This is a genomic window from Streptomyces sp. NBC_01429 (assembly GCF_036231945.1).
In the GTDB taxonomy this organism is placed as follows: Bacteria; Actinomycetota; Actinomycetes; order Streptomycetales; family Streptomycetaceae; genus Streptomyces.
In genome coordinates, this window is sequence record NZ_CP109599.1 from 7,885,478 (window position 1) to 7,911,647 (window position 26,170).

Genomic DNA, 26,170 nt, shown 5'->3' on the forward strand with positions numbered 1-26,170 from the left:
TCCGCACCCGCCGTGGCCCGAGACGGAAACGGGTTCCGACGCTGCGGCCGGATGATCATGCCTGGTGAGTACCGTCGCGCTTCGCGCTCGCGGAAAGGCCGCGCCGGATACGGTGGTCCGGAGGCCGGTAAGTGGTGCCGGCCCGGTCGGCGCCGCCCGCGATCACCTCATCACCCCACCCCGTCTCCCGGCCCGTCGGAGCCAGGACCGGCCTTCGGCGACAGGCCGTGGTCACGGACGTAGACGGTGACTCGCGCCCCGTTGACATGGGTTGTTCCGTACTCGCGGAAGTGGCTCCGCAGGGTGCTTGTTTTCGCTTTCTCCTGCGGGTTGGTCGGCGAGTGGGCGCCCGCCGGGTCGCGGACCGCGACGATCCGGTCGAATTCCAGCATGCGTGCCGCTATGTCCTGGGCGGGAAGCTCGATACCCGCGAGTGTGTTCGAGGAAGCAGGATCCTGTGCCAGGGCCAGATCCGTCAGGAACCGGGTGTCCTCGGGGTTGGCCTCCGTCCAAATCCGGTGTCGGCCGGAGAGATAGAGCAGCCCGTCGCCGGGACGGCCTTCCTCGCGTACGGTGGCGCCGATGGCGATGACGTCAGTGCTCCGGCTCTGGGGCGTCCTCAGCGAAAGGCTCGGCGGGACGAGCGCGGCCAGTACGACAACGGCCGCGACCCATGAATTCCGGGAAGACGGCTGCCACCGGTGGATGTAATCCATCCAGGCGCCCAGCAGCAACGCGAATCCGATACTGCTGTAGAGCACATACCGGTCGACGAAAAGCGGCTTGACCGGTGAGACGATCAGCAGCAGAAGGCCCGGAAGCAGAAGAGTCGGCAGAGCCAGCGCCGAGAGCCGCACGGGCCCCCTCACCCCCAGGGGCGCCCGGGCACACGCCACGCCCACGACCGCCACAGCCAGGAGACCAGGAAGGCTCACCGGTCCGCCGATCCAGGCCACCTGCCCCGACTGCCCCGCACTGTAGATCGCCAGCGGCAACAGCCCGGCCACAACGCCCGCGGCAGCCACACTCCACGCCCTCAGCACCGGTCGTGGCACACGGGAGACGGCCAGTGTGACGCCGTGTGCGACCAGGGCGAGGACCGCGAACTCATGGAGCAGACAGGCCAGCAGCATGGTGCAGCCATAGACCGCCCACCGCCACCGGGCGCGATGCGGGACGCTGACCACGAGCGCGTAGGTGGCCCAGGTGACCAGGGCACAGACCATGGCGTACGAGCGGCCTTCCTGCGCGTATTTCTGTACCTGGGGAAGAAGCGGCAACACCAACCCGGCCAGCAGCCCGGCACGGGGTCCCGCCAGGCGTAGCCCCAGAAGCCCGACTCCGGCCGCCGCCACGGACATTGCCAGCACAGACGGCAGCCGCAACGTCAGCAGCCCTCCGCCGAAGAGGCCGAAGATCTCATGCATCACGGAGTAGTGGAGGGCATGGACCAGATCAACATGCTGGGCGGTGCGCCATATCTGCGAATGATCGCGGTGCGCGAGCTGATAGGTGACGGACTCGTCCCCCCACATACTGTTCTTCCTGCGGATACCCCACAGCCCCAGAGCGATGGTCAGCACCATGGGCGCGATGACGACAACGGCTCTGGCCGGGCCCGGTGCTTGTCGACGGGCGGGTACGGGAGGGGAAGCCGTCCTGGCCACGGCGGGGCCACGTTCATCAATGGACATGGGCGACAGGGCCTTTCAGCAGTGGCGAAGACACCGCGCCAGCGTGCCCGGACCCCGTTGACCGGATGCTGATCCAACCTGACCGGCCGATCAGGAAGGCGCGCCGACGCTGTGCGAAGCTGCACCACATGCGCATCCTGGTGGTCGAAGACGAGGTGGACCTTGCCCACACCCTGCGCACCGGTCTGACCGCCGAGGGCTACAGTGTCGACCTCGCCCATGACGGCCGACAGGGACTGTGGATGGCCCGGACCGGCGAATACGCCCTTGTCGTACTGGACTTGATGCTGCCCGGACTCAACGGCTACAAGGTCTGCGCCCAACTGCGCAGGGAGGGCAACGCGACCCCCATCCTGGTACTCACCGCCAAGGACGGGGACTGGGATCAGGCTGAGGCCCTGGACACCGGGGCCGACGACTACCTGGCCAAACCCTTCTCCTACGTGGTGCTCGTCGCACGGCTGCGGGCCCTGGTCAGACGGGCCGCCACGGTCGCCCCGCCCGTCCTTGCCGTGGGCGACCTCTCGTTGGATGTCGCCGGCCGGATCTGCCGCCGGGCCGGGGCCCGGGTGGAACTCACACCCCGGGAGTTCGCCGTCCTGGAGCTGCTGGCCCGCCGGGCGGGCCAGGCGGTCTCCAAAACGGATCTGCTGTATCACGCGTGGCCCGACGAAGCCTGGGACCCCAACCTGGTGGAGGCGCGCGTCAGCGCCCTCCGCAAGAAGGTGGACGCCGCGTTCCGCCGGCAGTCCCTGCAGACCGTACGGGGTACCGGCTACCGGCTGGTGGACGACCGTGAACGCGACTGAGCCGCGACGCCGCTGGTGGCCGCGTTCGGTACGAGCCCGCACGGCCCTGGCCGCCGCCTCGGCCGCCGCCGTCATCCTGGTCGGCATGGGCTGGTGGGTACACCGCGACGTCTACCGCGAGAGCACGCGGATCGCCGAAGGGCAGGCGGAGGAACAGCTCTTGGCTCTCGTCGATCAGCTGGAGGAGGGTGTGGTTCCCGTTCGCCGGAGCACTGTGCCGTACGAGGTCGTCGCGACCGACCGCCGCGCCGCTGTCGCCTACGGCGGAGGCATGGAGGAGTTCGATCCCGGCACCCGCCATGTGCTGCCCGCCCCACCGAAGGCCGAGTTGCCCGCCCCACCGGATGACGAGGAAGGCTGGGGCTATACGACCCGTCCCATGCGCATACCCGCGCGCCACGACTCCGAGCCCTGGGACCGGTTCGGCAAGGACGGTGGGACCTACCTGGTCATGTACCACGATGTCAGGGCCGATGAACTGAGCAGCGACCAGGTCGCCGCCCTGGGTGTCGCCGCCGATGCCCAGCTGCGGGTCCATGTGGTGGTGCACCCGCACGCGGGCGAAGACATCGCCGAGACAATCACCGGGACCACCGACCGCCTGCTGCTGCGGGCCGGGCTTGTCAGCCTCGTACTGATCGCCGCCGCCGCCTACTTCGCCGTCCGGATCGCGCTGCGGCCGGTCGAAGCCATCCGGGTCCTCACCGCCTCGGTCACCGCGAGCGACCCCCGCGAACGTGTCACCGTCCCCGCCGCGGGACACGAGATCACCGCCCTGGCCACCACCATCAACACCACCCTCCAACGCCTCGACGACGCCGCCGCCCGGCAACGCCGCTTCGTCGCGGACGCCGCCCACGAACTGCGCAGCCCGCTCACCACACTGCTGGCCAGTCTGGAAGTCGCGCTCGCCTACCCGGACCGCACCGACTGGCCCGCCGCGGCCACCACCGCCGCACGGCAGACCCGCCGCCTTCAGGCCCTCGCCGAAGACCTGCTGTTCCTCGCCCGCCTCGACACCCGCACCCCCATGGCCAGCCCCGACACCGTCGACCTGACAGCCCTCACCTCCCGGCTGATCGAGCAATACCCCCTCACCGAACGACCGTTGACCCTCACCTGCGACAGCACCGCCCCCGCACACGCACACGGAAACCCCGACGAACACGAACGGCTGCTGCGCAACCTCATCGACAACGCCGCCCGCCACGCCGCACACCGCATCCAGATCACCATACGGAACGAGGACGGCTGGGTCGTCCTCACGGTGCACGACGACGGACCGGGCGTGCCCACCGAGGACGCCGAGCGCATCTTCGAACGCTTCGTCCGGCTCGACGACGCCCGCTCCCGCGACCAGGGCGGCACCGGCCTGGGCCTCGCCATCGCCCGCGACCTGGCCCACCGTCACCGGGGCACCCTCACCCTCACGCCCCGGACCCTCGGAGCATGCTTCCTGCTACGGATTCCCCAGGCCCCCGCCTCAGCCGAGAAATGACGCGCTTCTGCGCGTGAGGCGCGTGGTACGACGCGCGCGCCCGGCGGGCCTTTTCGGCCAGGGCGCCGGCGGCACGCGGTTCCGCACGTCGCGACAGCCGGAACCACCAGCGTCGGGGACGGTGGGATGAGCGGACCCCGATTACGGGTCGGCTGGCTCGGCCACGCTCAGAGGTGCTTGAGTACCTGGATAACGGGGGGCTGTCTCCATGCGTTCCACGTACGGGAGGCTTGTGCTGTCGGCATCCGCCGTGCCGATGGGATCTGCTGGAGGTGTTCCACAGCCAAGGAGTTCAGGAGAGAACAATGACCACGTTGGTGGTAGGTGCATGCGGCAGTGTCGGCCGCGGGGTCCTCGGTCGGCTGGCTGTTTGCCGCGGGCGGGCCGGTGAGGGGTGGTCGTCGGCAACTGCCATGGTGATCAGCGGAGCCAGCTCGGCCGTCGGCTCCGGCCCGGGGACCTGCCCGGCCTCGTACTCGGCGCGCAGCGGCTGGTCTCGGGTGGCGTTGTCGCAGTCGGCCGGGGCGGAGACTGATTCTCACGCGATGTTGTCGCTCAGTCGGGTTCGCCCCAGCCCTGCGCTCGTGGGGGCTCCTTCTACTGGCCGTCGAGTTCAGCGAACGCTTCCGCGAGCCCCTTCGCGTCCGACTTGTTCGTCGTGTGGGCGCCGGTCCCGGTCCCCCGGCGCAAGACCCGGCAGGTCCACCTCCAGCACCGTGCCCAGGCAGGCGATCCGATAACGCTGCTGCGGCAACGGGGTTATTGACGGAACTTGTGAGCCGTCGCCGCATTTCAGAGGCACTCCCGCGCTGTTCTGCCGGCGGAGAACACCGGCCCGACCGGGCTCGACAATGACTACGGTCCAGTCTCATGACGACGATTACCACGCGCACGGTCGAGTACCCGGCCGACGGCCTGACGATGATCGGGCACCTCGCGCTCCCGGCCGGCGTCGACCGTCGGCCCGCGGTGCTGCTCGGACCAGAGGGCCCGGGGCTCAGCGACGTCGAGCGCCGCCGGGCCGATGCGCTCGCCGAACTGGGATACGTAGCGCTGGCCTTCGACATGCACGGCGGGCGCTATTTGGGCGACCCGGACGAGATGCTGGCCCGTTGCCTGCCGCTGCTCGCCGACCCCGACCGGATGCGGGGCATCGGCCATGCGGCGCTCGACGTATTGCGCGCCGAGCCGAGGATCGACCCCGACCGGATCGCCGCCGTCGGTTACGGCACCGGCGGTGCCATCGGGCTGGAACTCGGGCGCGACGGCGTCAACCTACGCGCGATCGGCACAGTCAACGCACTGACCACGGGCCGACCGGGCGAGACGGCGCGCATCCGCTGCCCTGTGTGGGCCGGGGTCGGGTCGGAAGACCCGATCATGCCGCCCGCGCAACGGGACGCGTTCACCGCCGAGATGCAGGCCGCGGGCGTCGACTGGCGCCTCGTGGTCTACGGCGGCGCCTTGCACGCCTTCCACCACCCGCCGGTCGACCACCCCACGGTCCCCGGCGTCGGCTACCACTCACGGCACGCGCGGCGCGCCTGGCACGACGTCGTCGACCTGCTCACCGAGTGCCTGCCCGTAACGGAGTGATCTGGTCGGCAACCCCGATTCCGGGCCGCGAACCAGGCCGGTAGACCGCCACCGGCTTCGGTTTGTGGGACATCGCCGCAGCGCGGAGAAACGGTGACGAGGTGCTCTGCGAGGGCGTTCCCGCTCGGCGGCGGGAACGGCTCCGGCCAGTGCCCTGGCTCGTTCTCTGCCAGCACGTTCCTGACCTGGTCAGAACTGGACCGCCGTCTCAGCTGGAGTTGCCGCTGACCATGCTCCGCCTCAGGTGCTGTTCCCTCTCACGGGTGGTTTGAGGCCGCATCGCTGGCAGAGGTATCTTCTGGCGACTTCGCTTGGATTGATTCCGTGTGATCGATCCGGTGCTGTTGGCGAACGCCAAGTGACCGGCGGGCTACCGGCACTCCGCGCAACCACCGGGAACGTGTCGCCTCGCACTTGGCGGCGGCCTTCACTGAGCCGGAGGCCCTGTTGGCCGGGGCCGAGCGGGTCGGTGATCGCCTGGCGGTGCTGCCGGTTCTCTATCGTTTGCTCTGGCGCCGGGTTCTGGAAGTCGACCTGACATCAGGCCCGTTGGGGCCGCGAAGCACGGTCCGCCAAGCGGTGACGGCCCGGTGAGGCACCCGTTGGTGGTCAGGCCCGGTGACCGGGTGCGGTTCGACAACAAGGTGCACACCGTGATCGGACTCTCCGGCGTCCTGGTGAGGCTGGCCGACGAACACGGGCACTCCAGCGCGATGCGTCTGCCGACGCTGATGACCGCCCCGGGCTTCGAGGTGGTCGGCTCAGGCGGGGCCCGCCGGCCTGCTCCCGGCCTGCTGGACGGACTGCCGCCAGGCGAAGCCGACCGGGCTCTGTGGTGGCACCGGCACATGAGCGAAATCCTCAACGCCTGCCGCCGGACGCCGCGCCGGGGGCGACTCCGCAGCCGGAGTACGACCCGGAATCCGGCCGAGCGCGAGGCGGCCAAGGCCGCCGAACTCAGCGCAGAGACCGGCAGGTTCGTCAGCCCTCACACCATCCGCTGGCGTCGGCGCCACTACCGAAAACGCGGTGTGGTGGGCATGGTCGACGGCCGTCACCGCGATCTCCCGGACACGCCCGGCGTCCGGCCCCCACCGGCCCATGGCACCTCGACCGCGGCTGGGTGATCCAGACGGGCCTGCCGACTCTGTCTGGCCTCCAAAAACGTTACCGAACCAGCGCGGTGCCGGGTTCGCATCACCACCAAACCCTGCCCGCGACGCCGCCGTTGGACCGACACGCATGGCGATCAGCTCGATCTCCGCCGCCTCCCCGAGGTTCCACGAGCCCAGCACCAGCATTTTCGCGTCCGTCGCCACGGCTTGACGCGTGTCTCTTTGGCGTTCGAGGAGGCCGGCAACGTGTGCTGGGGCTGGTGGAACAGCCGAAAACGCAGGGCCGCACGAGACCACCGCATGGCCGTCCTGAGTGGGCCGAACTGGAATGTCGTCAACCGTGATGATCTACGGATCGTCGTCAGCGCCCATCTCGACATCGTCGCCCTGACCAGTGTGCTCGCCTGCACGCCCCTCCCCGAGCGGCAAGATCGAATGAGACGGGACATCACGGCCTTCGTCTTGATCGGTACGCCTTGGCCGGAGCACATGATCAGACGAAGGCCGCCCCCAGCGTCCCGCGAATGCCCAGCTGGACTACCCAGTGCGATACGGCCGTTCGAAGTCAGTCAGGCAGCGCCACGGTGAGATCCACCTCGACGAGCTGTCCCGGAAAGCCCAGCTGGGCGACGCCCAAGAGCGTGCTGGCGGTGGTGAACGCCGGACCCAGGGCAGACTCGGTGAGCCGACGCCATGCAGCTCCGAGAGCGTCCCTCTCATCGCTCCGCACGTAGATTACTGACCGCACCACATGTTCAGGCTGGGCACTCACCGCTGCCAGGGCAGTGAGCGCGTTCGCGACAACCTGGTCGACCTGCGTCTCGAAGGAACCGGAGCCGACGAGGTCACCATTCCGATCAAGCGGGCACTGCCCCGCCAGATGGGCGGTACGGCCTGCCTCCACGACGGTGATGTGGTGGTAGCCGGGTGTCTCATGCAGCTGCTCGGGGTTGATGCGGGTGATCTTCTCAGTCATGGCAGCGAGTCTGACCAGCGTGATGCCACCACGCACCTCATTTTCTCCACCGGCAAGCATTCCGCGGTGACGTGAGGTTGAAGAACAAGCTGAGACGGAGTTCCATAACCCGACATCTCGGCCGTGGCGGTCGAGCGGGCCGACGCACCGCGCCGGATCGCGACCGGACCTGACGGGCGCACCGCCGAGGTCACCGACCACGTCCTCCTCATCCGCCGCGCCGCCTGACACGGCGGTCGGCGCCCGCCCGAGTCGAAGGAAGAGAGACCACGATGCCCGGCACCACGCGCCGCGATCACCGCCGTGACACCCCGCCGCCCCGGACCGGAAGCGATGAGACCGAGGTCCTGCGCGGATTTCTCGACTACCTCCGGACCTCGATCGCCGCGAAGGTCGACGGCGCCCCCGAGCCGCAGGTGCGAACAGCCGCGGTGCCGTCGGGCACGAACCTGCTCGGTCTGCTCAACCACCTGACTCTCGTCGAGCGCTCGATGTTCCTCGGGGACGACGTCACCGACTGGCAGGCGACGTTCCACGCCGCGCCGTCGGACGACGTGGCCCGTGTCGTCGCCCGCTACCGCGACGCGGTCAAGCGCGCGAACGACGTTCTCGACCGGTGCGCCGATCTCGGCGCGCCGGTTCCCCGACCGCGAGCGCGACCGGACCGCCCCGCTCCCAGCATCCGCTGGGCACTTGCCCACATGATCGAGGAGACCGGCCGGCACGCGGGCCACGCGGACATCCTCCGCGAACTCATCGACGGCACGGCCGGCCGCTGATCCACCCCGCCCCCGTACCCCGCCCCCGTCCACCTGTTGTCACACCGACCCCTCTACGTCACGATCACGCCCCCGAAGTGCGCGAACCGGCGTCTGTCGCCCATCAGTAAGAGCTGTTACTGATGAGCAACAGACGCCGGTTCGCGATGAAACATGTCACACGCAGGTTTGTCCGTGTCTGCGGGACGTCGTCCTGCCCGAGTGACATCAGGAGGGCCGTGAACACCTCATGTAATGCGTTCCTTCCCCCGCGCGGTTCCGGAGGTCCGCGCGAGCGCGGCGTTCGGGCCCGCTGCCACCGGCCGCGTCCCGGCAGGGGCTTGACGGGGGTGGCCCTGTCCGCTCGGTGTCGACTCCATGCATGACGTGCTGTGGCTGACCGGGCTGGCGGGCGGAGTGCTGTGTCTCGCCGGTCATCTGGCTTCTCCCGTACGGCAGTGGATGCCGCACGCGGTCGCGTTGGTGGCCATGCTGGCCATGGCTCCCGGGGCGGGGGACCGGAGCACGCTGCTGGCGGGGGCCGCCGTGCTCGGCGTCGCCTGTCTGTGGCAGATGCGCGCGGGATGCCGGTACCGCAGGCCCGCCGAGTCGGTGAACCTGGCCGCGATGGCGGTGCTGACAGCGGGCGCGGCGGGCGCGGCGGGCGCGGCCGGCGCGGCGGGCGCGGCCGGCGCGGCGGGTGTCGAACGAAGCCACCACGGCGCGTACGTCCCCGAAGGCGTCGCGTCGGCCGCGCTGACGCCGTGGCCGGTGCTGTTCCTCGTCGCGTGCTGGGTCGTGGCCCGCGCCGGTGCGGTGCTCGTCCGGCAGGCGTGGCCCTCCGGGCTCCCCGCACGCCATCCGGGAAAGCGCGCGCTGCTGCTGGGCGAGACGGGCAGCGCGCTCATGGTGACCACCATGGCGATCATGATCGGTCTGCCGTGACGGCGTCAGGACGGCGTTGTGACGCTGCCGCGGCAGTGAAGTCCCCGCCGAGGTCCCCGCCGAGGTCCACACCGAAATCCACACCGAAGTGGCCGGATCAGCAACGCAGTTGAAGACACCGAGGCGCGGCCGGAGAAGCCACGGAGTGTCGTCCGTAAAGCAGCCTCCGCAAATCAGCCCCTGTTGCTTTGGATCTCGATATGCAAGTATTGGATCCAATCACTCATTGATCGTATGCATGAGGAGAGCGATGCTCAGACGCGAGGAAAATGAGCGCGTGACGCGCACGGGCCCGGGCACGCCACTCGGCCAGCTCATGCGCGCCTACTGGCAGCCGGTCGCCCTCGTCTCGGAGATGTCCGAGGAGCGACCGGTCAAGGCGATCCGGATCATGGGTGAGGACCTGGCCCTCTTCCGGCGCGACGACGCCCCCGACCTGACCGGCGACGAGACGGACCACCCGGAGGGCGCGGCCGCGTCCGGTGTGTGGGGCCTGGTCGGCCGGTACTGCGCCCACCGGGGTGTCGATCTCTCCTACGGACGCCGGGAGAACGGCGGACTGCGGTGCCTCTACCACGGGTGGCTGTACGGGCCGGACGGCCAGTGCCTGGAGCAGCCCGCGGAACCCGGGCACAGCGACTTCGCCGCCAAGGTGCGCATCCCGAGCTACCCCTGCGCCGAACGCAACGGCATCGTCTTCGCCTACCTCGGCACCGGCGACCCGCCGCCCTTCCCGGCGTACGACTGCTTCCGCGCTCCCGAGGAGTACACCTTCGCCTTCAAGGGCTGGTGGGAGTGCAACTGGTTGCAGGGGGTGGAAGGCGGCATCGACCCGAGCCACGTCTCCTTCCTGCACCGCTTCGTCGGCGAGGACCCCCGCGAGGTGTACGGGCAGCAGTTCAGCGAGGAGGTCGAGGGCACCGGGAAGAAGCTCTCGGAACTGGTCGGAGCCAGTTTCCGGCCGGACATCGAGGTGGAGAGCGCCGAGCACGGGCTGCGGGTCCTCGCGCTGCGCGAACTCACTGAGGACGTCCGGCACGTACGGATCACCAACCTGGTGTTCCCCAACGCCTTCGTGGTGCCCTTCGGCAACGGCAAGGCCTTCTGTCAGTGGCACGTCCCGATCGACGACGAGAACCACTACTGGTTCATGATCCTCTACGACTTCGAGGAGGTCACCGACAAGGAGACGCTGCTGGCCCAGCGCCTGAGCGAGGTCTCGCTGCCGGACTACCGGCCGCTGCGCAACCGTACGAACGACTGGGGCTTCGACCCCGGGGAGCAGCGGGAACTCACCTACACCGGCATGGGACTGGACATCAACGTCCACGACCAGTGGGCGGTGGAGAGCATGGGCCCCGTCCAGGACCGGACCGTCGAGCGGCTCGGCGTCTCCGACCGCGCCGTCACCGCCAACCGCAGACTGCTGCTGAAGGCGATCACCTCCTTCGAGAACGGCAATCCGGTTCCCGGCCTCCCGCTCGACACGCGGTCGGCCGGGGAACTGACCGGCCCCCTGGCCATCGACACCATCACGCCCGCGGACGGCTGGGAAGAGTCCTGGCGGCAGCGCGAGTCCGAGCGGCGCGCACGGTCCCCGTGGGCGGGGCGGGAGGTGCGGCGTGCGCAGCGCTGACGAGCGGCCGCGGGCCGAGGGCGGCGACGGGCCGAGAGCCCGCCCGCTGACCTCCGCCGGAACCGGCGGCTTCGTCGAACGGTACGGCCTGTGGGACGAGCGGCAGTACGTCGCCGCCGGTCACGTCCGCCGGGTGATCGACGAACTCGGCCTGGACCGGGTGCGGTTCTCCTTCGCCGACCAGCACGGGGTGCTGCGCGGCAAGACCCTGACCCGGGAGGCGGTGCCCGGCGCGCTGCGCTCCGGAGTCACCGCACCCTCCTCGCTGCTGCTCAAGGACACCTCGGGCCGGACCGTCCTCCCCGTCTTCTCGGGCGACGACCCGCTGGTCCCCGGGCGGTTCGCCGGCGCAGGCGACATCGTGCTGGTGCCCGACATGACGACGTTCCGGGTCCTGCCGTGGGCCGAGCGGACCGGCTGGATCCTGTGCGACGTCCACCACCCGGACGGCACGCCCGCGGCGTTCTGCCCGCGCGGGCTGCTGCGCGGCAGGCTGGACGCGCTGGCGGAGACGGGGTACGACCTCACGGTCGGCGTGGAGCTGGAGTTCCACGTGTACCGTCCTGCGGTCTCCGGGCCGACGACGGCGGGCCCGGGGCGGCCGGGCCCGGGGCGGCCGGGCGCGCCCGGCCCGGCACCCGGGGTGGAGCCGCTGAGCAGCGGGGCGCAGCTGCTGCACGAAGAAGGACTCGACCGGCTCGACGACCTGGTGGATCTGCTGCACCGCGGGCTCACCGGGCTCGATCTGCCACTGCGCTCGCTGGAGCTGGAGTTCGGGCCCAGCCAGCTGGAGCTGACCCTGGACGCGCGGGACGCGGCGCGGGCCGCGGACGACGCGCTGCTCACCCGGGCGGCGGTACGGCAGATCTGCCGCAGGAACGGCTACCACGCGACGTTCATGGCCCGTCCGGCCGGAGCGGAGACCGTGTCGAGCGGATGGCACCTGCACCAGTCGCTGCGCTCCCGGGCGACCGGCGAGGCCGTCTTCGACCCGGCGGACGGACAGACGCTGTCCCCGGTGGGCCGGCACTACCTCGCCGGGCTCCTGGAACACGCGCCCGCCGCCACCGTCTTCACCACCCCCACGGTCAACGGCTACAAGCGGTACCTGCCGATGTCCCTGGCCCCCGACCGGGTGGTGTGGGGCATCGACAACAAGGGCGCCATGGTGCGGGTCGTCGGCGCCCAGGGCGGGGGCGGCGCCCGGCTGGAGAACAGATCCGGCGAACCGGCGGCCAACCCCTACCTCTACATCGCCTCGCAGGTGGTCAGCGGAATGGACGGGATGGCCCGGCGGCTCGACCCCGGCCCGCCGGTCGCCGACCCGTACGCCGCCGAAGCGCGCGGACTGCCCGGCTCGCTCGGCCAGGCGCTGGACGCGCTCGACGCGGACCCGGTCTTCGCCGAGGCCCTCGGCCAGGACGTCGTCTCCTGGATCACCACGATCAAACGCGCGGAGTTCGCCCGCTATCTGGCGTACGTCTCGGACTGGGAGCAGCGCGAGTACCTCGACCTCGTCTGACGGCGCTTCGTCCGGCCCAGCCTCGTCCGACCCGTCCTCGTCCGACCCGTCCCCGCCCGCCCCGGACCCGCCCGCCCCGCCCCGGCCTTTCGCGGCCGGCCGATGACCGCACCCCGGCCCCCACGGCCGGCCGACACCTCACGGAAGACCCCATGACCACGTTCAACGCCCAGCCCGCGCGACTGGAACCCTTCCTGATCGACGGCCGGTGGATCGCCCCCGGCGACCGCACCACCTTCCCGGTCCTCGATCCGGCCTCGGGAACCGTCCTGAGCCGGGTCGCGCAAGCCACGCCCGAGGACGTGGACACCGCCGTGGCCGCGGCCGCCCGGGCGCACGAGGACGGCCGCTGGCGCGGTCTGCCGCCCGCCGAGCGGAGCCGGGTGCTGCACCGGATCGCGGAGCTGATCGAGGAGCACGCCGAGGAGCTGGCGGTGCTGGAGACCCGCGACAACGGCAAGCCGATCGAACGCTCGCGCGCCGACACGGCGATGAGCGCCCGGACGTTCCGTCACTTCGCCGGCGCCCCCACCCGGCTGACGGGCACGGTCGTACCCCTCGACGCCGGCCACCACGTCTACACGGTGCCCGAGCCCGCCGGAGTGGCCGCGCTGATCCTCCCCTGGAACTTCCCGATCATGACGGGCTGCTTCAAGCTGGCCCCCGCGCTCGCCGCGGGCTGCACCGTCGTGGTCAAACCCGCCGAGCAGACCCCGCTGACCATGCTGCGCGTCGCCGCCCTGTGCGCGGAGGCCGGCCTGCCCGCGGGGGTGCTCAACGTGCTCACCGGCGACGGCATGGTGGGCGCCGCGCTCACCGCGCACCCGGATGTCGCCAAGGTGTCCTTCACCGGCTCCACCGAGGTCGGCCGGCTGGTGATGAGCGCCGCCGCCCCCACCGTCAAGCGCCTCACCCTGGAACTCGGCGGCAAGAGCCCGCACATCGTCTTCGCCGACGCCGACCTGGACGCCGCCGTCACCACCGCGATCCGCGCCGGATTCGGTCACTCCGGGCAGATGTGCACGGCCGGCAGCAGGCTGCTGGTCCAGCGCTCCGTCCTCGCCGAGATGGAGGAACGCCTCGCCGAAGCGGTGCGCAAGGTCCCCGTCGGCAACGGCCTGGACGGCGGGATCACCGTCGGCCCACTGGTGTCGCAGGAGCAGCGCGCACAGGTCCTCTCCTACATCGAGACCGGTGTCGCCGAAGGCGCGACGCTCGTGGTCGGCGGTCAAGTGCCTGACCGGCCGGGCTACTTCGTCGAGCCCGCGCTCTTCACGAACGTCACCAACAGCATGCGGATCGCCCGGGAGGAGATCTTCGGCCCGGTCCTGGGCGTGATCCCCTTCGAGGACGAGGAGGAGGCCGTCGCCATCGGCAACGACACCTCCTACGGGCTCGCCGCCGGCGTGTGGACCAGGGACCTGTCCCGCGCCCACCGCATGGCCGCGCGGCTGCGGGCCGGAACGGTGTGGATCAACACGTACAACGTCTTCGACCCGGCGCTTCCCTTCGGAGGGTTCGGCGACTCGGGACTGGGCCGGGACCTGGGCGACGACGCCCTGTTCTCCTACTGCGAGCGCAAGGCGGTGGTCGTCGCACTATGAGTACCGACACCGCTGCGGCCCCCCTCCCGCCGCCGACCGAGCGGACAGCGGCCCTCGACGTGGCAGCGCTGCGCGCCGCCACCCCCGGCATGCGCCACGCCCACCACATGAACGCCGCCGGTGCGGCACTGCCCAGCCGGGCGACGCTGGCCGCCGTCACCGAACACCTGCGCATGGAGTCGTTGCTGGGCGGCTACGAGGCGGCCGAGGCGCTGACCGCACACACCGAGCGCGTCTACCGCTCGGCGGCCCGGCTGCTGGGCGCCGCTGCGGAGGACATCGCCCTGGTGGAGAGCGCCTCCACCGCGTGGCAGCGGGCCATGGGCGCCCTGCGGCTCAAGGCGGGCGACCGGGTCCTGGCCTCGTCCTCCACCTATGTCAGCTCGGCCCTGCACCTGTTGGAGCTGCGGGAGTCGCACGGCATCGTGCTGGAGGTGCTGCCCGCCGACGGAAACGGGCAGGTCGACCTCGGCGCGCTGGAGACGGCGCTGCGCGAACCGGCGGCCCTCGTCACCCTCGCCCATGTGCCCACGTCCTCCGGACTGGTGGAGCCGGTAGCCGAGGCCGGCGCGCTGGCCGCCCGGGCGGGGGTGCCGCTGCTGCTGGACGCGACGCAGTCGCTCGGCCAGCTCCCGGTCGATGTGGAGGAGATGCGGTGCGGCATCGTCGTCGCCACCGGCCGCAAGTTCCTGCGCGGGCCGCGCGGCACCGGACTGCTGTACGTCGCCCCGGAGCTGCGGGAGAGGACCAGGCCGGACGCTCCCGACGTACGGGGCGCCCAGTGGTCGGCGGCCTACCGCTACGAGGTGGTGCCGGGAGCGCGGCGCTACGAGACGTGGGAGTCGTCCCACGCGCTGCGGCTGGGGCTCGGCACGGCGCTGGATGAGGCACTCGACCTCGGTGTCGAGCGGATCCGGGACCACGTGGCCTCGCTGGCCGAACGGCTGCGGGCCGGACTGCCGGCCGTACCGGGCGTCCGGCTCACCGATCCGCCGGCGGCGGCCTCGGGCATCGTGACCTTCCTGCGCGAGGGCGAGGACCCGCGCGAGACGGTGCGCGACCTGCGCGCCACCGGATTCCGCCTGACGACCGTGCCCGCCTCGCACGGCCAGTGGGACCTGGGCAGGCGTGGTCTGGCGCGGGTCGCCCGGGCCTCCCTGCACGTCTACAACAGTGAGGACGACGTGGACGCGCTCATCGCCGCCCTGACCGCACGGGAACGACGGCGCAGGCCGGAGGCCGCCGTTGTCGGCGCCCGCGAGACCGCGCCCGCACCGGCGCCCGCATCCGCACCTTCACGTACACCCGTACCGGCGCCCGCATCCGCGCCTTCACGCGCACCCGTGGGCAGCGGGCGGGACCGGGCCGATGTGATCGTGGTCGGGGCCGGTATCCACGGCTCCTCCGCCGCCTGGCACCTGGCGGCTCGCGGCGCCGGAGTCATCCACCTCGACCGGTTTCCCGCCGGCCACACCCGGGGCTCCTCGCACGGCCGGACGCGGATGATCCGGCGCGCCTACCCCGCCGAGGTCTGGGACGGCCTGGTCGACACCGCCTACGCGGCCTGGGAGGAACTCGAACTGGCCGCCGGGCAGCGGCTGGTGACGACCACCGGGGGCCTGTACGCCCGAGCCGCCGGTGCCCCGGGCACCCTGCGCGGCCCCGGCTGCGCGAACGTGGACCACGTTCGCGCCGCGGAACTCTTTCCCGGGCTGCGCCTGTGCGACGGTTTCTCCGCGGTCCACGACCCGGCCGCCGGTGTCATCGACGCCGAGGGCTCGCTCGCCGCGCTGACCGCGCTGGGCCGCGCGCACGGCGTGGACCGGCGGGACGGCTGCGCCGTGCTCGACTGGCGCCGGGACGGCGACGGCGTACGGGTCGAGACGGAGCGGGGCGTCCTGCGCGCGGACCGGCTGGTCGTCTGCGCGGGCCCGTGGACCGGGGAACTGCTGCCCGCCTTCGCCGCACCGCTGCGCGTGGTGCGGATCGTGAACGTACACCTCGGCTCCTCCCGGCGGCACCTGCTGGAACCGCCGCTGCTGGGCGCCTTCTCCGTCGAGATCCCGGACATCGGCCTGCTGTACGGCATCCCGGCCCTCGGCGGCGCCGGCGTCAAGATCGGCCTGGACGACGGGCCGCCGGAGGATCCCTCGGTGCCCGCGGGACCGGTCACCGACGCCGAGCGCGACCGGCTTCTCGGCCTGGCCTCCCGGTTCCTTCCGGCGGCCGACGGGCCGGTGGAGGAGACGATCACCTGCCGCTACACGATGGCGCCGAACAACCGGTTCGCCGTCGGCCGGCTGCCGGGTGAGGAACGGGTGTCGGTGGCGGCGGCCTGCTCCGGTCACGGCTTCAAGTTCGGGCCCGCGCTGGGGGCCGCGCTCGCGGACCTGGCCGAAGGCAGGGAACGCCCGGACCTGGACTTCCTGTCCCCGGCCGCGATGGGCATCGCCGACGGGCCCGGACCGGGAGCCGGGGCATGAGCACCGGCGCCCGGCCGGACGGGGCGTCAGCCCCGGAAGACGGTGGCCGACCGCTGTTCGTACCAGCGGGCCAACTGCTCACCCGCGCTGGTCACATGGGCCTTCATCTCGGCGCGCGCCCGCTCCGCGTCCTCCGCGGCGAGCGCCTCGACGATGCGCTCGTGCTCACGGATGTTGTCCTCGCGGTGGCGGGGGTTGTCGTGCAGGACGAGGGCGGAGACATTGCGCGGGAACGCCTCGTTGACGTCCTTGATGGCGCGGGCGAGGCGCTGGTTGCCGGCGACGGTGTGGATGAGGGTGTGGAAGCAGTCGTTCGCCGCGGTGGAGGGCGAGGCGCTCTCGCCGGGCGCGGAGCCACCGCCGACGGCGCGCACCGTCTCGTTGGCCTCGCGCAGCTCCCGCAGGACGTCGGGGGTGACCGCGCGGACCGCCCGTACGCAGGCGAGCCCTTCGAGTTCGGCGCGGACCTCGTAGGCCTCGCGGACCTCCCAGGGGGAGGGGACGCGGACCACGGCCCCCCGGTTGGGCAGCACCTCGATGAGACCGCCCGCCTGGAGCTGGCGCAGGGCCTCCCGTACGGGAGTGCGGCTCACGCCGAGGGCGCCGGCGAGTTCGGCCTGTCGCAGCTGGGCCCCGATGGGGATCTCACCGGAAAGGATCCGCGCGCGGATCGCGGCGGCGGTGTCGTCGACGAGCGCCTTGCCCTTTCCCGCGGGGGAGTCCGCGTCGGCGGTCGGGGCGGTGTCCATGAGGTCTCCGTCTGGTCGGGAAGGCGAAGGTCGGCGGTGGTGGGGCAGCGCCGGAGCGGGCGCCCCTGACAGACCACGTACAGCTTTATGTATCCATTCTATAGCAATCAGGATCCAAAGATTCAGGATCCAGAGATTCCGAACTGTGCGAGTGAGCGGAGCACACCATGAACAACTCCCCCCGAAGTGTCAGCACCCGTGTCCACGCGAGCCGGGAGCGTACCCATCCTCTCGACCCGCTGTCCCCCGCGGAGATCGACGCCGCGGTCGCCGTGGCACGGGCCGACGGACGGCTCGGCGAGCGCACCAGGTTCTGGGGCGCGGTGCTGGACGAGAGCTTCGCCCGTGAGGTCATGGCCGGCCGGCACGCCGCGGGCGAGGTGCTGGTCGGACTGGTGGCGATGGACCACGACCTGCCCGGCGCCTGGGAGATCGACGTGCGGCTCGGGACCGAGCCGCGCTGCCTCGCGTGGCGGGCGGTGGACATCCGGCGGCCCGGCATCACCTCGACGGAGGCGCGCGCGGCCGCGCGCGCGTGCCGGGAGAGCCCGCTGTTCCGCGAGGCGCTGGCCCGGCGGGGCATCCACGACGTGTCGCTGACGGTGATCGACGCGGAGTCCATCGGCGGCTTCGTACCGGAGAAGTACAAGGACCGCAGGATCACCTGGGGTTCGGTCTGGCACCGGGTCCAGGAGGACGACAACGCCTATGTGCGCCCGGTGCAGGGCGTCATCCCCCTCATCGACATGGCGACCATGGAGGTGCTGGAGGTCGAGGACCACGGCGTCGTCCCGGTCTCCGAGGAGCCGGGGCCGCTGTCGGCCGGCGGCTTCGGGCCGGACCGGGAAGGGCTGAAGCCGCTGGAGGTGGTGCAGCCCGAGGGGCCGAGCTTCACCGTCGACGGGCACCGGGTGAGCTGGCAGGGCTGGGAGCTGCGCGTGGGCTTCACCCACCGCGAGGGCCTGGTCCTGTACGACCTGAACTTCCTGGGGCGCTCGGTGCTCAAGCGGGCCGCCTGCAACGAGATGTACGTCCCCTACCTCGACCCGAGTTCGACGCAGTTCCGCAAGAACTTCTTCGACTGGGGCGAGTACGGCGCCGGCCCGCTGACCAACTCGCTCGCGCTCGGCTGCGACTGTCTGGGCGTCATCCACTACTTCGACGCGGCCTATTTGGGAGGTGACGGGGCCGCCCAGGAGATCGGCCAGGCGATCTGCATGCACGAGGAGGACGACGGCATCCTCTGGAAGCACAACGACCTGCGCCGCGGGGTGAGCGAGGTGCGCCGCTCCCGGCGGCTGATCATCTCCAGCTTCCAGACGGTGGCCAACTACGACTACGGGTTCTACTGGTCGCTCTACCAGGACGGCCGCGTCGAGCTGGAGATCAAGCTGACCGGAATGCTGTCGGCCTCCGGTATCGAGGAGGGCCAGGAGGTGCGGCACGGCCGGGTGGTCTCGCGCAACGTCCAGACCCCCACGCACCAGCACTATTTCGGCCTGCGCCTGGACGTCGCGGTGGACGGCGCGTTCAACCGCCTGGTGGAGGAGAACGCGGAGGCCGAGGACGACCCCCGCCACGACCCGTACGGCAACGCGGTCCGGATGGTGCGCACCCCGCTGTTGTCGGAGTCGCGGGCCGCCCGCCGGACGAACCCGGCGACGTCCCGGCACTGGCGGGTGGAGAGCGCGGACCGGGAGAACCGCTACGGCGAGCCGACGGCGTACCGGCTGCTGCTGCCCCACACCACTCGGCCCTTCGCGCGGCCCGACTCGGTGATGGCCCGCCGGGCGCCCTTCGTCCACCAGCATCTGTGGGCGACGGTCTCCGACCCCGCCGAGCGGTACGTCGGCGGGCAGTACCCCAACCAGGCGGAGCCCGGCGAGGACGGCGTGCAGGTCTGGCAGCGCAAGGACCGCTCGCTGGACGGAGCGGAGCTGGTGCTGTGGCCGGTCGTGGGCACCCACCACTTCCCCCGGCCCGAGCAGTGGCCCGTCATGCCGGTCGACCGGGTGCGGCTGGTCTTCGAGCCCGACGGCTTCTTCGACCGCAACCCGGCCATGGACATCCCCGACCCGTCGGCCGGCGCCGACCACTGCTGCGGCAGCTGACGACGGGTCAAGAACCGTATGTGTCAATACATCGAGGCAGAAAATATGCAAGATCCCGATTTCATACGTTCGTAACGTTCGGGACATGGCTCGGAAGCGCGAGCCGGACAGCATGCATTTGGATCCAATCGGTACAGGATTAGATCCATTCCTTCAGAGGAACGGTGCCCCAAGGAGGCCCTCATGCCGGATCAGTCGCAGGGATCGCCCGCACTCCGCCCGGCCGAAGCGCAGATTTCCCGCCGCTCCGTGCTGCGCGGCGCCAGTGTCCTCGGCGTCGGAGTGGGCTTCGCACTGACCCCGCTGCTCACCGCCTGCGGTGTGGCGGACGACGGGGCCGGGAAGTCCGGCGGCGGATCCGGCAAGGGCGGCACCCTGACCCTCGCGATCGACTCCACCAGCGCGGTCAACGACCCCGCCTTCTACACGACCCTGGGGGACTGGATGGCGGTGGACTGCGTCTGCCGCGGCCTCACCTTCATCTCCTTCGAGTCCAACGAACCCGCGCCGGACCTCGCCAAGAGCTGGAAGGTCTCCGACGACCGGCTCACCTACACCTTCACTCTCCGCGAGGGCGTGAAGTTCCACGACGGTACGACGCTCTCCTCCGCCGACGTCCTGGCCACTCTCGACCGGCAGTTCGACCCGGAGAACAAGACCCTGCCCAAGGGCGCGTCCAGACCTCTGGCCTCCCTCGGCGCGAACGTGGCCTCGCTGACCGCCGAGGACGAACTCACCGTCAAACTGGTGCTCAAGACGCCCGACCGCACCGTCCTCGCCCAGCTCTCCGACATCGGCGGCCGCGTCATCTCCAAGGCCGCCCTCGACAAGTACGGGTCCGGCATCGGCAAGCACCTCGTCGGCACCGGGCCCTTCCGGTTCTCCTCGGCCACCTCGGGCCAGTCCATCACCCTCGAAGCCTTCGACGACTTCCGGCTCGGCCGGCCGCCGATCGACCGACTGGTCCTGCGCCAGGTGCAGGACCCCTCGGCGATCGTCAGCTCCCTGCTCAGCGGCGACGTGTCCGCCACCCAGTTCACCCCGTACTCCGCCGTCGAGCAGCTCAAGTCCGACCCGTCGGTCACCGTCCACGACACCCGGGAGGGCTTCGACGCCATCCTGATGATCGACGCCCGGCGCGTCCCCGAGCTGAAGGTGCGCAAGGCCATCAACCTGGCCATCGACCGCAAGGCGATCGTCCAGCAGGCCTTCTTCGGCGTCGGCAGCGAACCCGAGGGCTATGCGATACCGCCCGCCCAGAACGGCTACGACACCGGCCTCGCCGACCTGAGCACCAAGAACCTCGCGCAGGCCAGGAGGCTGCTGAAGGAGGCGGGCGCGGAGGGCCGCGAGCTGGGCCTGATGGCGGCCAGCGACTCCTGGCATCCCAAGGCCGCGCAGATCGTCAAGCAGAACCTGGAGGACGCCGGCTTCACGGTGAAAACCACCTCCGTCGACCCTGCCTCGTACTTCAGCCGGCTCAGCGACGGCGAGGACGATTACCACGACCTGATGATCTGGGAACGCAACTCCTACGTCCCCGACCCCAACAACATGGTCGGCTCCATGGCCAACCCCGCCGGTCTCTACGGCAGCACCATCACCGGCCTGGACACGCTGGACGGCGCCGCCGGCATGGCCGAGGACCTGGTGGCGGCCAAGAACCTGCCGGACGGCACGAAGCGCACCGCCGCCTACTCCAGGATCCAGCGGCGCTGGGCGGAGGAGTACATGGTGATCGCCATGCTGGCCTGCTCCACGAACCTGGTGGTCAGCGGCTCCGGGGTGAAGGGGATCAACGCCTCGGCGCTGGGCAACCACCGCTGCTTCATGGAGAAAGCCAGTGTCTGACCCCGCGGGTGCCGTCACCGGCATCACCGAGGCACCGGCCGCGGCCACCGCCTTCCGGGAATGGCCGGCGAAGCTGCGGCGGCGCGGCGTCGGCACGTCCTGGCCGGCCCTGGTGTCCTGGGCGTTCCTGATCGCGATCGTCCTGGTCGCCCTCGTCGGGCCCTGGCTGATCGCGGCCGACCCGGCCCGGCAGACCTCCTCGGCGCTGCTGCCCTTCGGCTCGCCCGGCCACCCCCTCGGCACCGACGACCTGGGCCGGGACGAACTGTCCCGGCTGGTGCACGGGGCGAGGCCGCTGCTGCTCGTGGCGTTCGCCTCGACCGCGCTGGCGGCCGTGACCGGCACCGGCGTCGGCCTGCTCGCCGGCTACGCGGGCGGCGCCGTCGAACAGGTACTGATGCGCGCCGTCGACCTCGCCCTCGCCTTCCCGTCCATCCTGCTGGTCATCCTCCTGGTCGTCGCCGCCGGACCGGGCACCACGAGCCTCGTCGTCGGGGTCGGGGTGTCCCTCGCCCCGGGCCTGGCGCGGCTGGCCCGGGCGCTCACGGCGCGGGAGACCTCCCGGGACTACGTCGTCGCCGCACGGCTGGGCGGCACCCGCACCCCGCGCATCCTGGTCCAGGAGATCCTGCCCAACATCGCCGGACCGATGGTGGCCCAGGTCGTCATGACCCTGTCGGTCGCGGCCGGCTTCGCCGCCGGTCTGTCGTACCTGGGCCTCGGCATCCAGCCGCCCACCCCCGACTGGGGCTACATGGTCCAGGCCGGCCAGGAGTTCCTGTACTCCGCGCCCCGCCTGGTGGTGCTGCCGGCGGCCCTGACCCTGCTGTCCGTCGTGGCCTGCAACTTCGTCGGCGACGACCTGCGGGACGCGCTCGACCCGAAGGGCACCGCATGAGCGCCCTCCCGCTGCCGCGCGTCCGGCGCGGGAACCGTCCGAGGTCCGAACGGGCCGACACCCTGCGGGCGATGGCCCGCAGGCTCCTCGGCATCCCGGTCGTCATGTTCGCGCTGGCCACCCTGGTCTTCGTCGCCATGCGCCTGCTGCCCGGATCGCCCACCGCCTCCCTGGCGGGCGGCGGAACGAATCTCACGGCCGAGGAGATAGCGCGGAACGAGGCCAGGACCAGCCAGGCCCTCGGCCTCGACCAGCCGCTCCTCACCCAGTACGCCACCTACCTCGACGACCTGGTGCACCTGCGGTTCGGCTCTTCGTTCTTCGGCTCCAACAGCGTCCTCGACATGCTGGGCGACGCCCTGCCGGGCACCATCGAACTGACCCTGGCCGCGATGACCGTCGCCGTCCTCCTGGGCGTGGTCACCGGTGTCGTCGCCGCGCTGCGCAAGGGCACCTGGATCGACACCGCGACCCGGGCCGTGGCGACGGTGAGTTTCTCCCTGCCGTGGTTCGCGCTCGGGGTGATCGCCATCGTCGTCTTCGGCGTCTGGCTGCGCTGGCTGCCCGTCCTGGGACGGCTGCCCAGCTCACTCGACTACCGGCCCACGACCAACTTCGTCCTCCTCGACGCGATGCTCCAGAATCGCCCCGAACTGATCGGCCCCTGGCTCCAGCACCTGATCCTGCCCGCCACCACCCTGGCACTGTCGATGGCCGGATACATCACCCGCATCGTGCGCGCCTCCGTCCTGGACGTCCTCGGCGACGACTTCGTCCGGACCGCCCGCATGAAGGGACTCGCGGAAGGCGCGGTCATCCGGCGGCACGTGCTCCGCAACTCCTGGCTCCCGATCGTCACGGTCCTCGGCCTGCAGTTCGGGTCCCTGCTGGGCGGCTCCGTGATCACCGAGACCGTCTTCTCCTACGGCGGCGTCGGCCGGCTGCTGGTGCAGGGCGTGCTCCAGCGCGACTACCCCGTGGTGCAGGGCGCGGCGCTCGCCATCGCCCTGCTGTTCGTCCTCGTCAACTACGCGGTGGACGTGCTCTACATGATCCTCGATCCACGTATACGGAAGGGCTGAGTCGTATGAACATCGTGCTGGTTCATGGCGCGGGCGGACGTCCCACCACCTGGACGGAGGTCGAACCCCTGCTCGCCGCCCGGGGACACCGGACCGTCGCCGTCACCAACCCGCTGACCTCCCTGGAGGAGGACCTGGCGCACACCACCGCAGCCATCGACGAGACGGAGGGGCCGGTGCTCCTCGTCGGCCACTCCTACGGGGGCGCGGTCATCACCAACGCCGGCCGGCATCGCGCCGTCCGGGGCCTGGTCTTCATCGCGGCCTTCGGACCCGAGGAGGGCGAGACCGTCAACGGCATCGTCGAACGGTACGAGCCCGCGGAGATCTCGGCGTTCATGCGGCGCGGCCCGAACGGGGAGTGGAAGTCGGAACCGGGCGAGGAGTTCTGGGCCGAGATCGGCCCCGACCTGTCGCCCGGGCACCGGGCCGCCGTCGAGGCCGAGGGACGCCAGGCGGACAACCGCGTCTTCACCCAGCCGACCGGGAAACCCGCCTGGCGCACCCTGCCCAGCTGGTACCTGGTCGCCGACGACGACCGCACCCTGCGCCCGGAAGCGCAGCGGGACATGGCCCTCCGGATGGGGGCCGTCACCGAGCACGTACCGGGCAGCCACTACACGACGCTCGTGCACCCGCGGCGGGTGGCCGACCTCATCCACACCGCGGCCGCGGCCGTGAGCGGCACGCCGTGACCGGGCCCGCCGCCCGCGGGCGGGAGAGCCCGGCCGCCGGACCGCCCGCGGTCCTCGAAATCCGCGGTCTGCGGGTCGGGTTCGACGTGCCGGCGGGACGGCTGCCGGCCGTCGCCGGCGTGGACCTGACCCTGCGCCAAGGGGAGATCCTGGCGCTGGTCGGCGAGTCGGGGTCGGGGAAGTCCGCGCTGTCCATGAGCCTGGTCGGCCTCAACCGGGGCCCGCGCACACACATCAGCGGCGAGGTGGACTTCGGCGGCCGCAACCTGGCCGAGGCCTCCGAGAGCGAACTGCGCGCCGTCCGCGGCAAGGACATCGCCGTCGTCTTCCAGGACTCCCTGGCGGCGCTCAACCCGCTGCACCGGGTCGGAGCCCAGGTCGTGGAGATGATGCGCGCCCACCGCGCGATGCCCCGCGCGCTGGCCATGGACCGGGCCGTGGAACTGCTCGGCGAGGTCGGCATCGCCAGCCCCCGCGACAACGCCCGCGCCCTGCCCCACCAGCTGTCGGGCGGAATGCGCCAGCGCGTGATGATCGCCATGGGCCTGGCCAACGACCCCGCCGTACTGATCGCGGACGAACCCACCACGGCGCTCGACGTCACCATTCAGGCGCAGGTCCTCTCCGTGCTGGAGCGGGCGCGCGCCGACCACGGCACCGCGATCCTCCTGATCACCCACGACCTGGGAGTGGTCGCCGAGGTCGCCGACCGGGTCGCCGTGATGTACGCGGGCCGCATCGTGGAGCAGGGCACGCGCGACGAGGTGCTGTTCGACCCCCAGCACCCGTACACCATCGGCCTGCTGGGCTCGGTGCCGCCGATCGACGGCCCCGTCACCGACCGGCTGCCCGCCATCCCCGGGAACCCGCTGACCGGTGTGCACCGCCCGAGCGGCTGCGCGTTCGCCGGGCGCTGCGCCTTCTCCCGGGACGAGTGCCAGGAGCCGCCCGAGCTGCTCCGTCGGCACGGCGGCCCCGGCCATCTGGACGCCTGCGTCCTGCCCGCCCCCGTACGGGAGTCGGCGCGCCGGGCCGGGCCGAGCCCGAGCCCGGAACCGGAACCGGCACGGCGGACGGACCGGGACCTGGTACCCAACGAAAGGGGGCGCTCGTGACCCCGCCGCCCACCACATCCGCATCCGCCGCCTCGGCCGCGGAGTTCCTTCCGCCGTCCCGGCCGGGGACCCCGCTCATCCGGGCGGAGAAGCTGCGCGTCGAGTACCGCGGCCGCTCGGGCGGCCGGGTCCGGGCGCTGCGCGACATCGACCTGGAGATCGTCGAGGGCGAGACGCTGGGCCTGGTCGGCGAGTCGGGATGCGGGAAGTCCACCCTGGGCCGGGCCCTGCTGCGGGTGATCGAGCCCGTGTCGGGCACCATCGAGTTCCTCGGCCTGAACATCACCCGGCTCGGCGGACCCCGGCTGCGGCGCACCAGGGCCGACCTGCAGATGGTGTTCCAGGACCCCTTCGGCTCGCTGAACCCCCGGCGCAGGATCGCCGACATCGTCGCCGAACCGCTGCTGCGGGCGCGCGGCGTGAGCCGCGCCGAGGCCGCGCCGGTCGTACGGGAACTGCTGGAACGGGTGGGCCTCGGCGCGGAGGCGGGCCCGCGCAAGCCGCACGAGTTCTCCGGCGGACAGCGCCAGCGCGTCGGTATCGCCCGCGCACTGGCCTCCTCGCCCAAGTTCGTCGTGGCGGACGAGGCGGTCTCCGCGCTGGACGTCTCCATCCAGGCGCAGGTGCTGAACCTGCTGACGGACATGGTCCGCGAGCGCGGCCTGACCATGCTGTTCATCTCCCACGACCTGGGCGTCGTACGGCACATCGCCGACCGGGTGGCCGTCATGTACCTGGGGCAGATCATCGAGATCGCGTCCCGCGACGACTTCTTCTCCGGTCCCGCCCATCCCTATTCCGACGCGCTGCTGTCCTCGGTCCCCTCGCCGCGCCCCGGCAGGCGGCGCGAACGGCAGGTACTGGAGGGCGAGTTGCCGGATCCGGCCAACCCGCCGGACGGCTGTCTGTTCCAGACCCGCTGCCCCTTCGCCGAGGACGAGTGCCGCACCCGCATGCCGGAACTGCGGGAGATCGCGCCCGGCCGCACCGTGCGCTGCCACCTGCCTCTGGTGCCCAGTGAGAAAGGCTGATC

The 26,170-nt window shown here is 71.4% G+C and carries 20 protein-coding genes and 1 pseudogene; 18 read left to right on the plus strand and 3 right to left on the minus strand.

The genetic code is table 11. The annotated features are described in order from the left end of the window. Positions 1 to 170: 170 nt before the first annotated feature. Positions 171 to 1,694, minus strand: a complete 1,524-nt coding sequence (locus OG627_RS34365) for a glycosyltransferase family 39 protein (protein WP_329071902.1) — start codon at positions 1,692 to 1,694, stop codon at positions 171 to 173. 128 nt (positions 1,695 to 1,822) lie between these two features. On the opposite strand from OG627_RS34365, the gene OG627_RS34370 reads away from it, so the two are divergent. The 4 genes from OG627_RS34370 to OG627_RS34385 all read left to right on the plus strand — a co-directional run bounded on the left by OG627_RS34370 (position 1,823) and on the right by OG627_RS34385 (position 6,724). After that, the gene (locus OG627_RS34370) at positions 1,823 to 2,503 is read left to right on the plus strand and encodes a response regulator transcription factor (RefSeq protein WP_329071903.1); all 681 of its coding nucleotides are present in this window, start codon (positions 1,823 to 1,825) and stop codon (positions 2,501 to 2,503) included. After that, positions 2,490 to 4,001 carry a sensor histidine kinase gene (locus tag OG627_RS34375; RefSeq protein ID WP_329071905.1) on the plus strand — a complete coding sequence of 504 codons (1,512 nt, stop codon included), beginning with the start codon at positions 2,490 to 2,492 and terminating at the stop codon, positions 3,999 to 4,001. Before OG627_RS34370 ends, OG627_RS34375 begins: the two co-directional genes overlap by 14 nt. Positions 4,002 to 4,871: 870 nt before the next feature. Continuing rightward, the gene (locus tag OG627_RS34380) at positions 4,872 to 5,597 is read left to right on the plus strand and encodes a dienelactone hydrolase family protein (protein WP_329071907.1); all 726 of its coding nucleotides are present in this window, start codon (positions 4,872 to 4,874) and stop codon (positions 5,595 to 5,597) included. 590 nt (positions 5,598 to 6,187) lie between these two features. Then, positions 6,188 to 6,724 (plus strand): hypothetical protein, encoded by a 537-nt coding sequence (locus OG627_RS34385; protein ID WP_329071909.1) that lies wholly within the window; start codon positions 6,188 to 6,190, stop codon positions 6,722 to 6,724. 553 nt (positions 6,725 to 7,277) lie between these two features. Here the strand turns inward: OG627_RS34385 and OG627_RS34390 are convergent. Continuing rightward, a complete protein-coding gene (locus OG627_RS34390; protein ID WP_329071911.1) occupies positions 7,278 to 7,688 on the minus strand; it encodes a RidA family protein in 411 nt (136 codons plus the stop codon). Between the two features lie 126 nt (positions 7,689 to 7,814). Here OG627_RS34390 and OG627_RS34395 point away from each other — a divergent pair. From OG627_RS34395 to OG627_RS34425, 7 genes and pseudogenes are all read left to right on the plus strand, one after another. Further along, a pseudogene (locus OG627_RS34395) lies at positions 7,815 to 7,916 on the plus strand (SAM-dependent methyltransferase); the annotation flags it as partial. Between the two features lie 44 nt (positions 7,917 to 7,960). Beyond that, on the plus strand, positions 7,961 to 8,467 hold the full coding sequence (locus OG627_RS34400) for a mycothiol transferase (protein WP_329071913.1): 507 nt from the start codon (positions 7,961 to 7,963) through the stop codon (positions 8,465 to 8,467). A gap of 357 nt (positions 8,468 to 8,824) precedes the next feature. Beyond that, the gene (locus OG627_RS34405; RefSeq protein WP_329071915.1) at positions 8,825 to 9,391 is read left to right on the plus strand and encodes a hypothetical protein; all 567 of its coding nucleotides are present in this window, start codon (positions 8,825 to 8,827) and stop codon (positions 9,389 to 9,391) included. 277 nt (positions 9,392 to 9,668) lie between these two features. After that, positions 9,669 to 11,027, plus strand: coding sequence for an aromatic ring-hydroxylating dioxygenase subunit alpha (locus OG627_RS34410; protein ID WP_329071917.1), 1,359 nt, complete (start codon positions 9,669 to 9,671; stop codon positions 11,025 to 11,027). Continuing rightward, the gene (locus tag OG627_RS34415; protein WP_329071919.1) at positions 11,014 to 12,549 is read left to right on the plus strand and encodes a glutamine synthetase family protein; all 1,536 of its coding nucleotides are present in this window, start codon (positions 11,014 to 11,016) and stop codon (positions 12,547 to 12,549) included. The genes OG627_RS34410 and OG627_RS34415 overlap by 14 nt, the downstream gene beginning before the upstream one ends. Before the next feature lie 152 nt (positions 12,550 to 12,701). Further along, complete coding sequence (locus tag OG627_RS34420) at positions 12,702 to 14,153, plus strand: aldehyde dehydrogenase family protein (protein ID WP_329071921.1); 1,452 nt, start codon at positions 12,702 to 12,704, stop codon at positions 14,151 to 14,153. Next, entirely contained in the window at positions 14,150 to 16,636 is a 2,487-nt protein-coding gene (locus OG627_RS34425; protein WP_329071923.1) for an FAD-dependent oxidoreductase, read from the plus strand. Before OG627_RS34420 ends, OG627_RS34425 begins: the two co-directional genes overlap by 4 nt. Positions 16,637 to 16,662: 26 nt before the next feature. Here the strand turns inward: OG627_RS34425 and OG627_RS34430 are convergent, their stop codons facing one another. Then, a complete protein-coding gene (locus OG627_RS34430) occupies positions 16,663 to 17,385 on the minus strand; it encodes a GntR family transcriptional regulator (RefSeq protein WP_329071925.1) in 723 nt (240 codons plus the stop codon). A gap of 167 nt (positions 17,386 to 17,552) precedes the next feature. On the opposite strand from OG627_RS34430, the gene OG627_RS34435 reads away from it, so the two are divergent. From OG627_RS34435 to OG627_RS34465, 7 genes are all read left to right on the plus strand, one after another. Then, on the plus strand, positions 17,553 to 19,496 hold the full coding sequence (locus OG627_RS34435) for a primary-amine oxidase (protein ID WP_329071927.1): 1,944 nt from the start codon (positions 17,553 to 17,555) through the stop codon (positions 19,494 to 19,496). A 183-nt stretch (positions 19,497 to 19,679) separates the two neighbouring features. Beyond that, positions 19,680 to 21,347, plus strand: coding sequence for an ABC transporter substrate-binding protein (locus OG627_RS34440; protein ID WP_329071929.1), 1,668 nt, complete (start codon positions 19,680 to 19,682; stop codon positions 21,345 to 21,347). Beyond that, complete coding sequence (locus tag OG627_RS34445; protein WP_329071931.1) at positions 21,340 to 22,245, plus strand: ABC transporter permease; 906 nt, start codon at positions 21,340 to 21,342, stop codon at positions 22,243 to 22,245. Before OG627_RS34440 ends, OG627_RS34445 begins: the two co-directional genes overlap by 8 nt. Then, entirely contained in the window at positions 22,242 to 23,327 is a 1,086-nt protein-coding gene (locus tag OG627_RS34450; RefSeq protein WP_329071933.1) for an ABC transporter permease, read from the plus strand. The genes OG627_RS34445 and OG627_RS34450 overlap by 4 nt, the downstream gene beginning before the upstream one ends. Before the next feature lie 5 nt (positions 23,328 to 23,332). Further along, positions 23,333 to 24,022: an alpha/beta hydrolase gene (locus OG627_RS34455; protein ID WP_329071935.1), complete on the plus strand. Its 690-nt coding sequence runs from the start codon at positions 23,333 to 23,335 to the stop codon at positions 24,020 to 24,022. Next, complete coding sequence (locus tag OG627_RS34460) at positions 24,019 to 25,137, plus strand: ABC transporter ATP-binding protein (RefSeq protein ID WP_329071937.1); 1,119 nt, start codon at positions 24,019 to 24,021, stop codon at positions 25,135 to 25,137. The genes OG627_RS34455 and OG627_RS34460 overlap by 4 nt, the downstream gene beginning before the upstream one ends. Next, positions 25,134 to 26,168, plus strand: coding sequence for an ABC transporter ATP-binding protein (locus OG627_RS34465; protein WP_329071940.1), 1,035 nt, complete (start codon positions 25,134 to 25,136; stop codon positions 26,166 to 26,168). Before OG627_RS34460 ends, OG627_RS34465 begins: the two co-directional genes overlap by 4 nt. The last annotated feature ends 2 nt before the right edge of the window (positions 26,169 to 26,170 follow it).

What these genes read in the sequence shown, in the direction of transcription:
- OG627_RS34365 (WP_329071902.1), bottom strand. Translation starts at nt 1,694, where the DNA reads ATGTCCATTGATGAACGTGGCCCCGCCGTGGCCAGGACGGCTTCCCCT.
- OG627_RS34370 (WP_329071903.1), top strand. Translation starts at nt 1,823, where the DNA reads ATGCGCATCCTGGTGGTCGAAGACGAGGTGGACCTTGCCCACACCCTG.
- OG627_RS34380 (WP_329071907.1), top strand. Translation starts at nt 4,872, where the DNA reads ATGACGACGATTACCACGCGCACGGTCGAGTACCCGGCCGACGGCCTG.
- OG627_RS34390 (WP_329071911.1), bottom strand. Translation starts at nt 7,688, where the DNA reads ATGACTGAGAAGATCACCCGCATCAACCCCGAGCAGCTGCATGAGACA.
- OG627_RS34400 (WP_329071913.1), top strand. Translation starts at nt 7,961, where the DNA reads ATGCCCGGCACCACGCGCCGCGATCACCGCCGTGACACCCCGCCGCCC.
- OG627_RS34405 (WP_329071915.1), top strand. Translation starts at nt 8,825, where the DNA reads ATGCATGACGTGCTGTGGCTGACCGGGCTGGCGGGCGGAGTGCTGTGT.
- OG627_RS34420 (WP_329071921.1), top strand. Translation starts at nt 12,702, where the DNA reads ATGACCACGTTCAACGCCCAGCCCGCGCGACTGGAACCCTTCCTGATC.
- OG627_RS34425 (WP_329071923.1), top strand. Translation starts at nt 14,150, where the DNA reads ATGAGTACCGACACCGCTGCGGCCCCCCTCCCGCCGCCGACCGAGCGG.
- OG627_RS34430 (WP_329071925.1), bottom strand. Translation starts at nt 17,385, where the DNA reads ATGGACACCGCCCCGACCGCCGACGCGGACTCCCCCGCGGGAAAGGGC.
- OG627_RS34435 (WP_329071927.1), top strand. Translation starts at nt 17,553, where the DNA reads ATGAACAACTCCCCCCGAAGTGTCAGCACCCGTGTCCACGCGAGCCGG.
- OG627_RS34440 (WP_329071929.1), top strand. Translation starts at nt 19,680, where the DNA reads ATGCCGGATCAGTCGCAGGGATCGCCCGCACTCCGCCCGGCCGAAGCG.
- OG627_RS34450 (WP_329071933.1), top strand. Translation starts at nt 22,242, where the DNA reads ATGAGCGCCCTCCCGCTGCCGCGCGTCCGGCGCGGGAACCGTCCGAGG.
- OG627_RS34455 (WP_329071935.1), top strand. Translation starts at nt 23,333, where the DNA reads ATGAACATCGTGCTGGTTCATGGCGCGGGCGGACGTCCCACCACCTGG.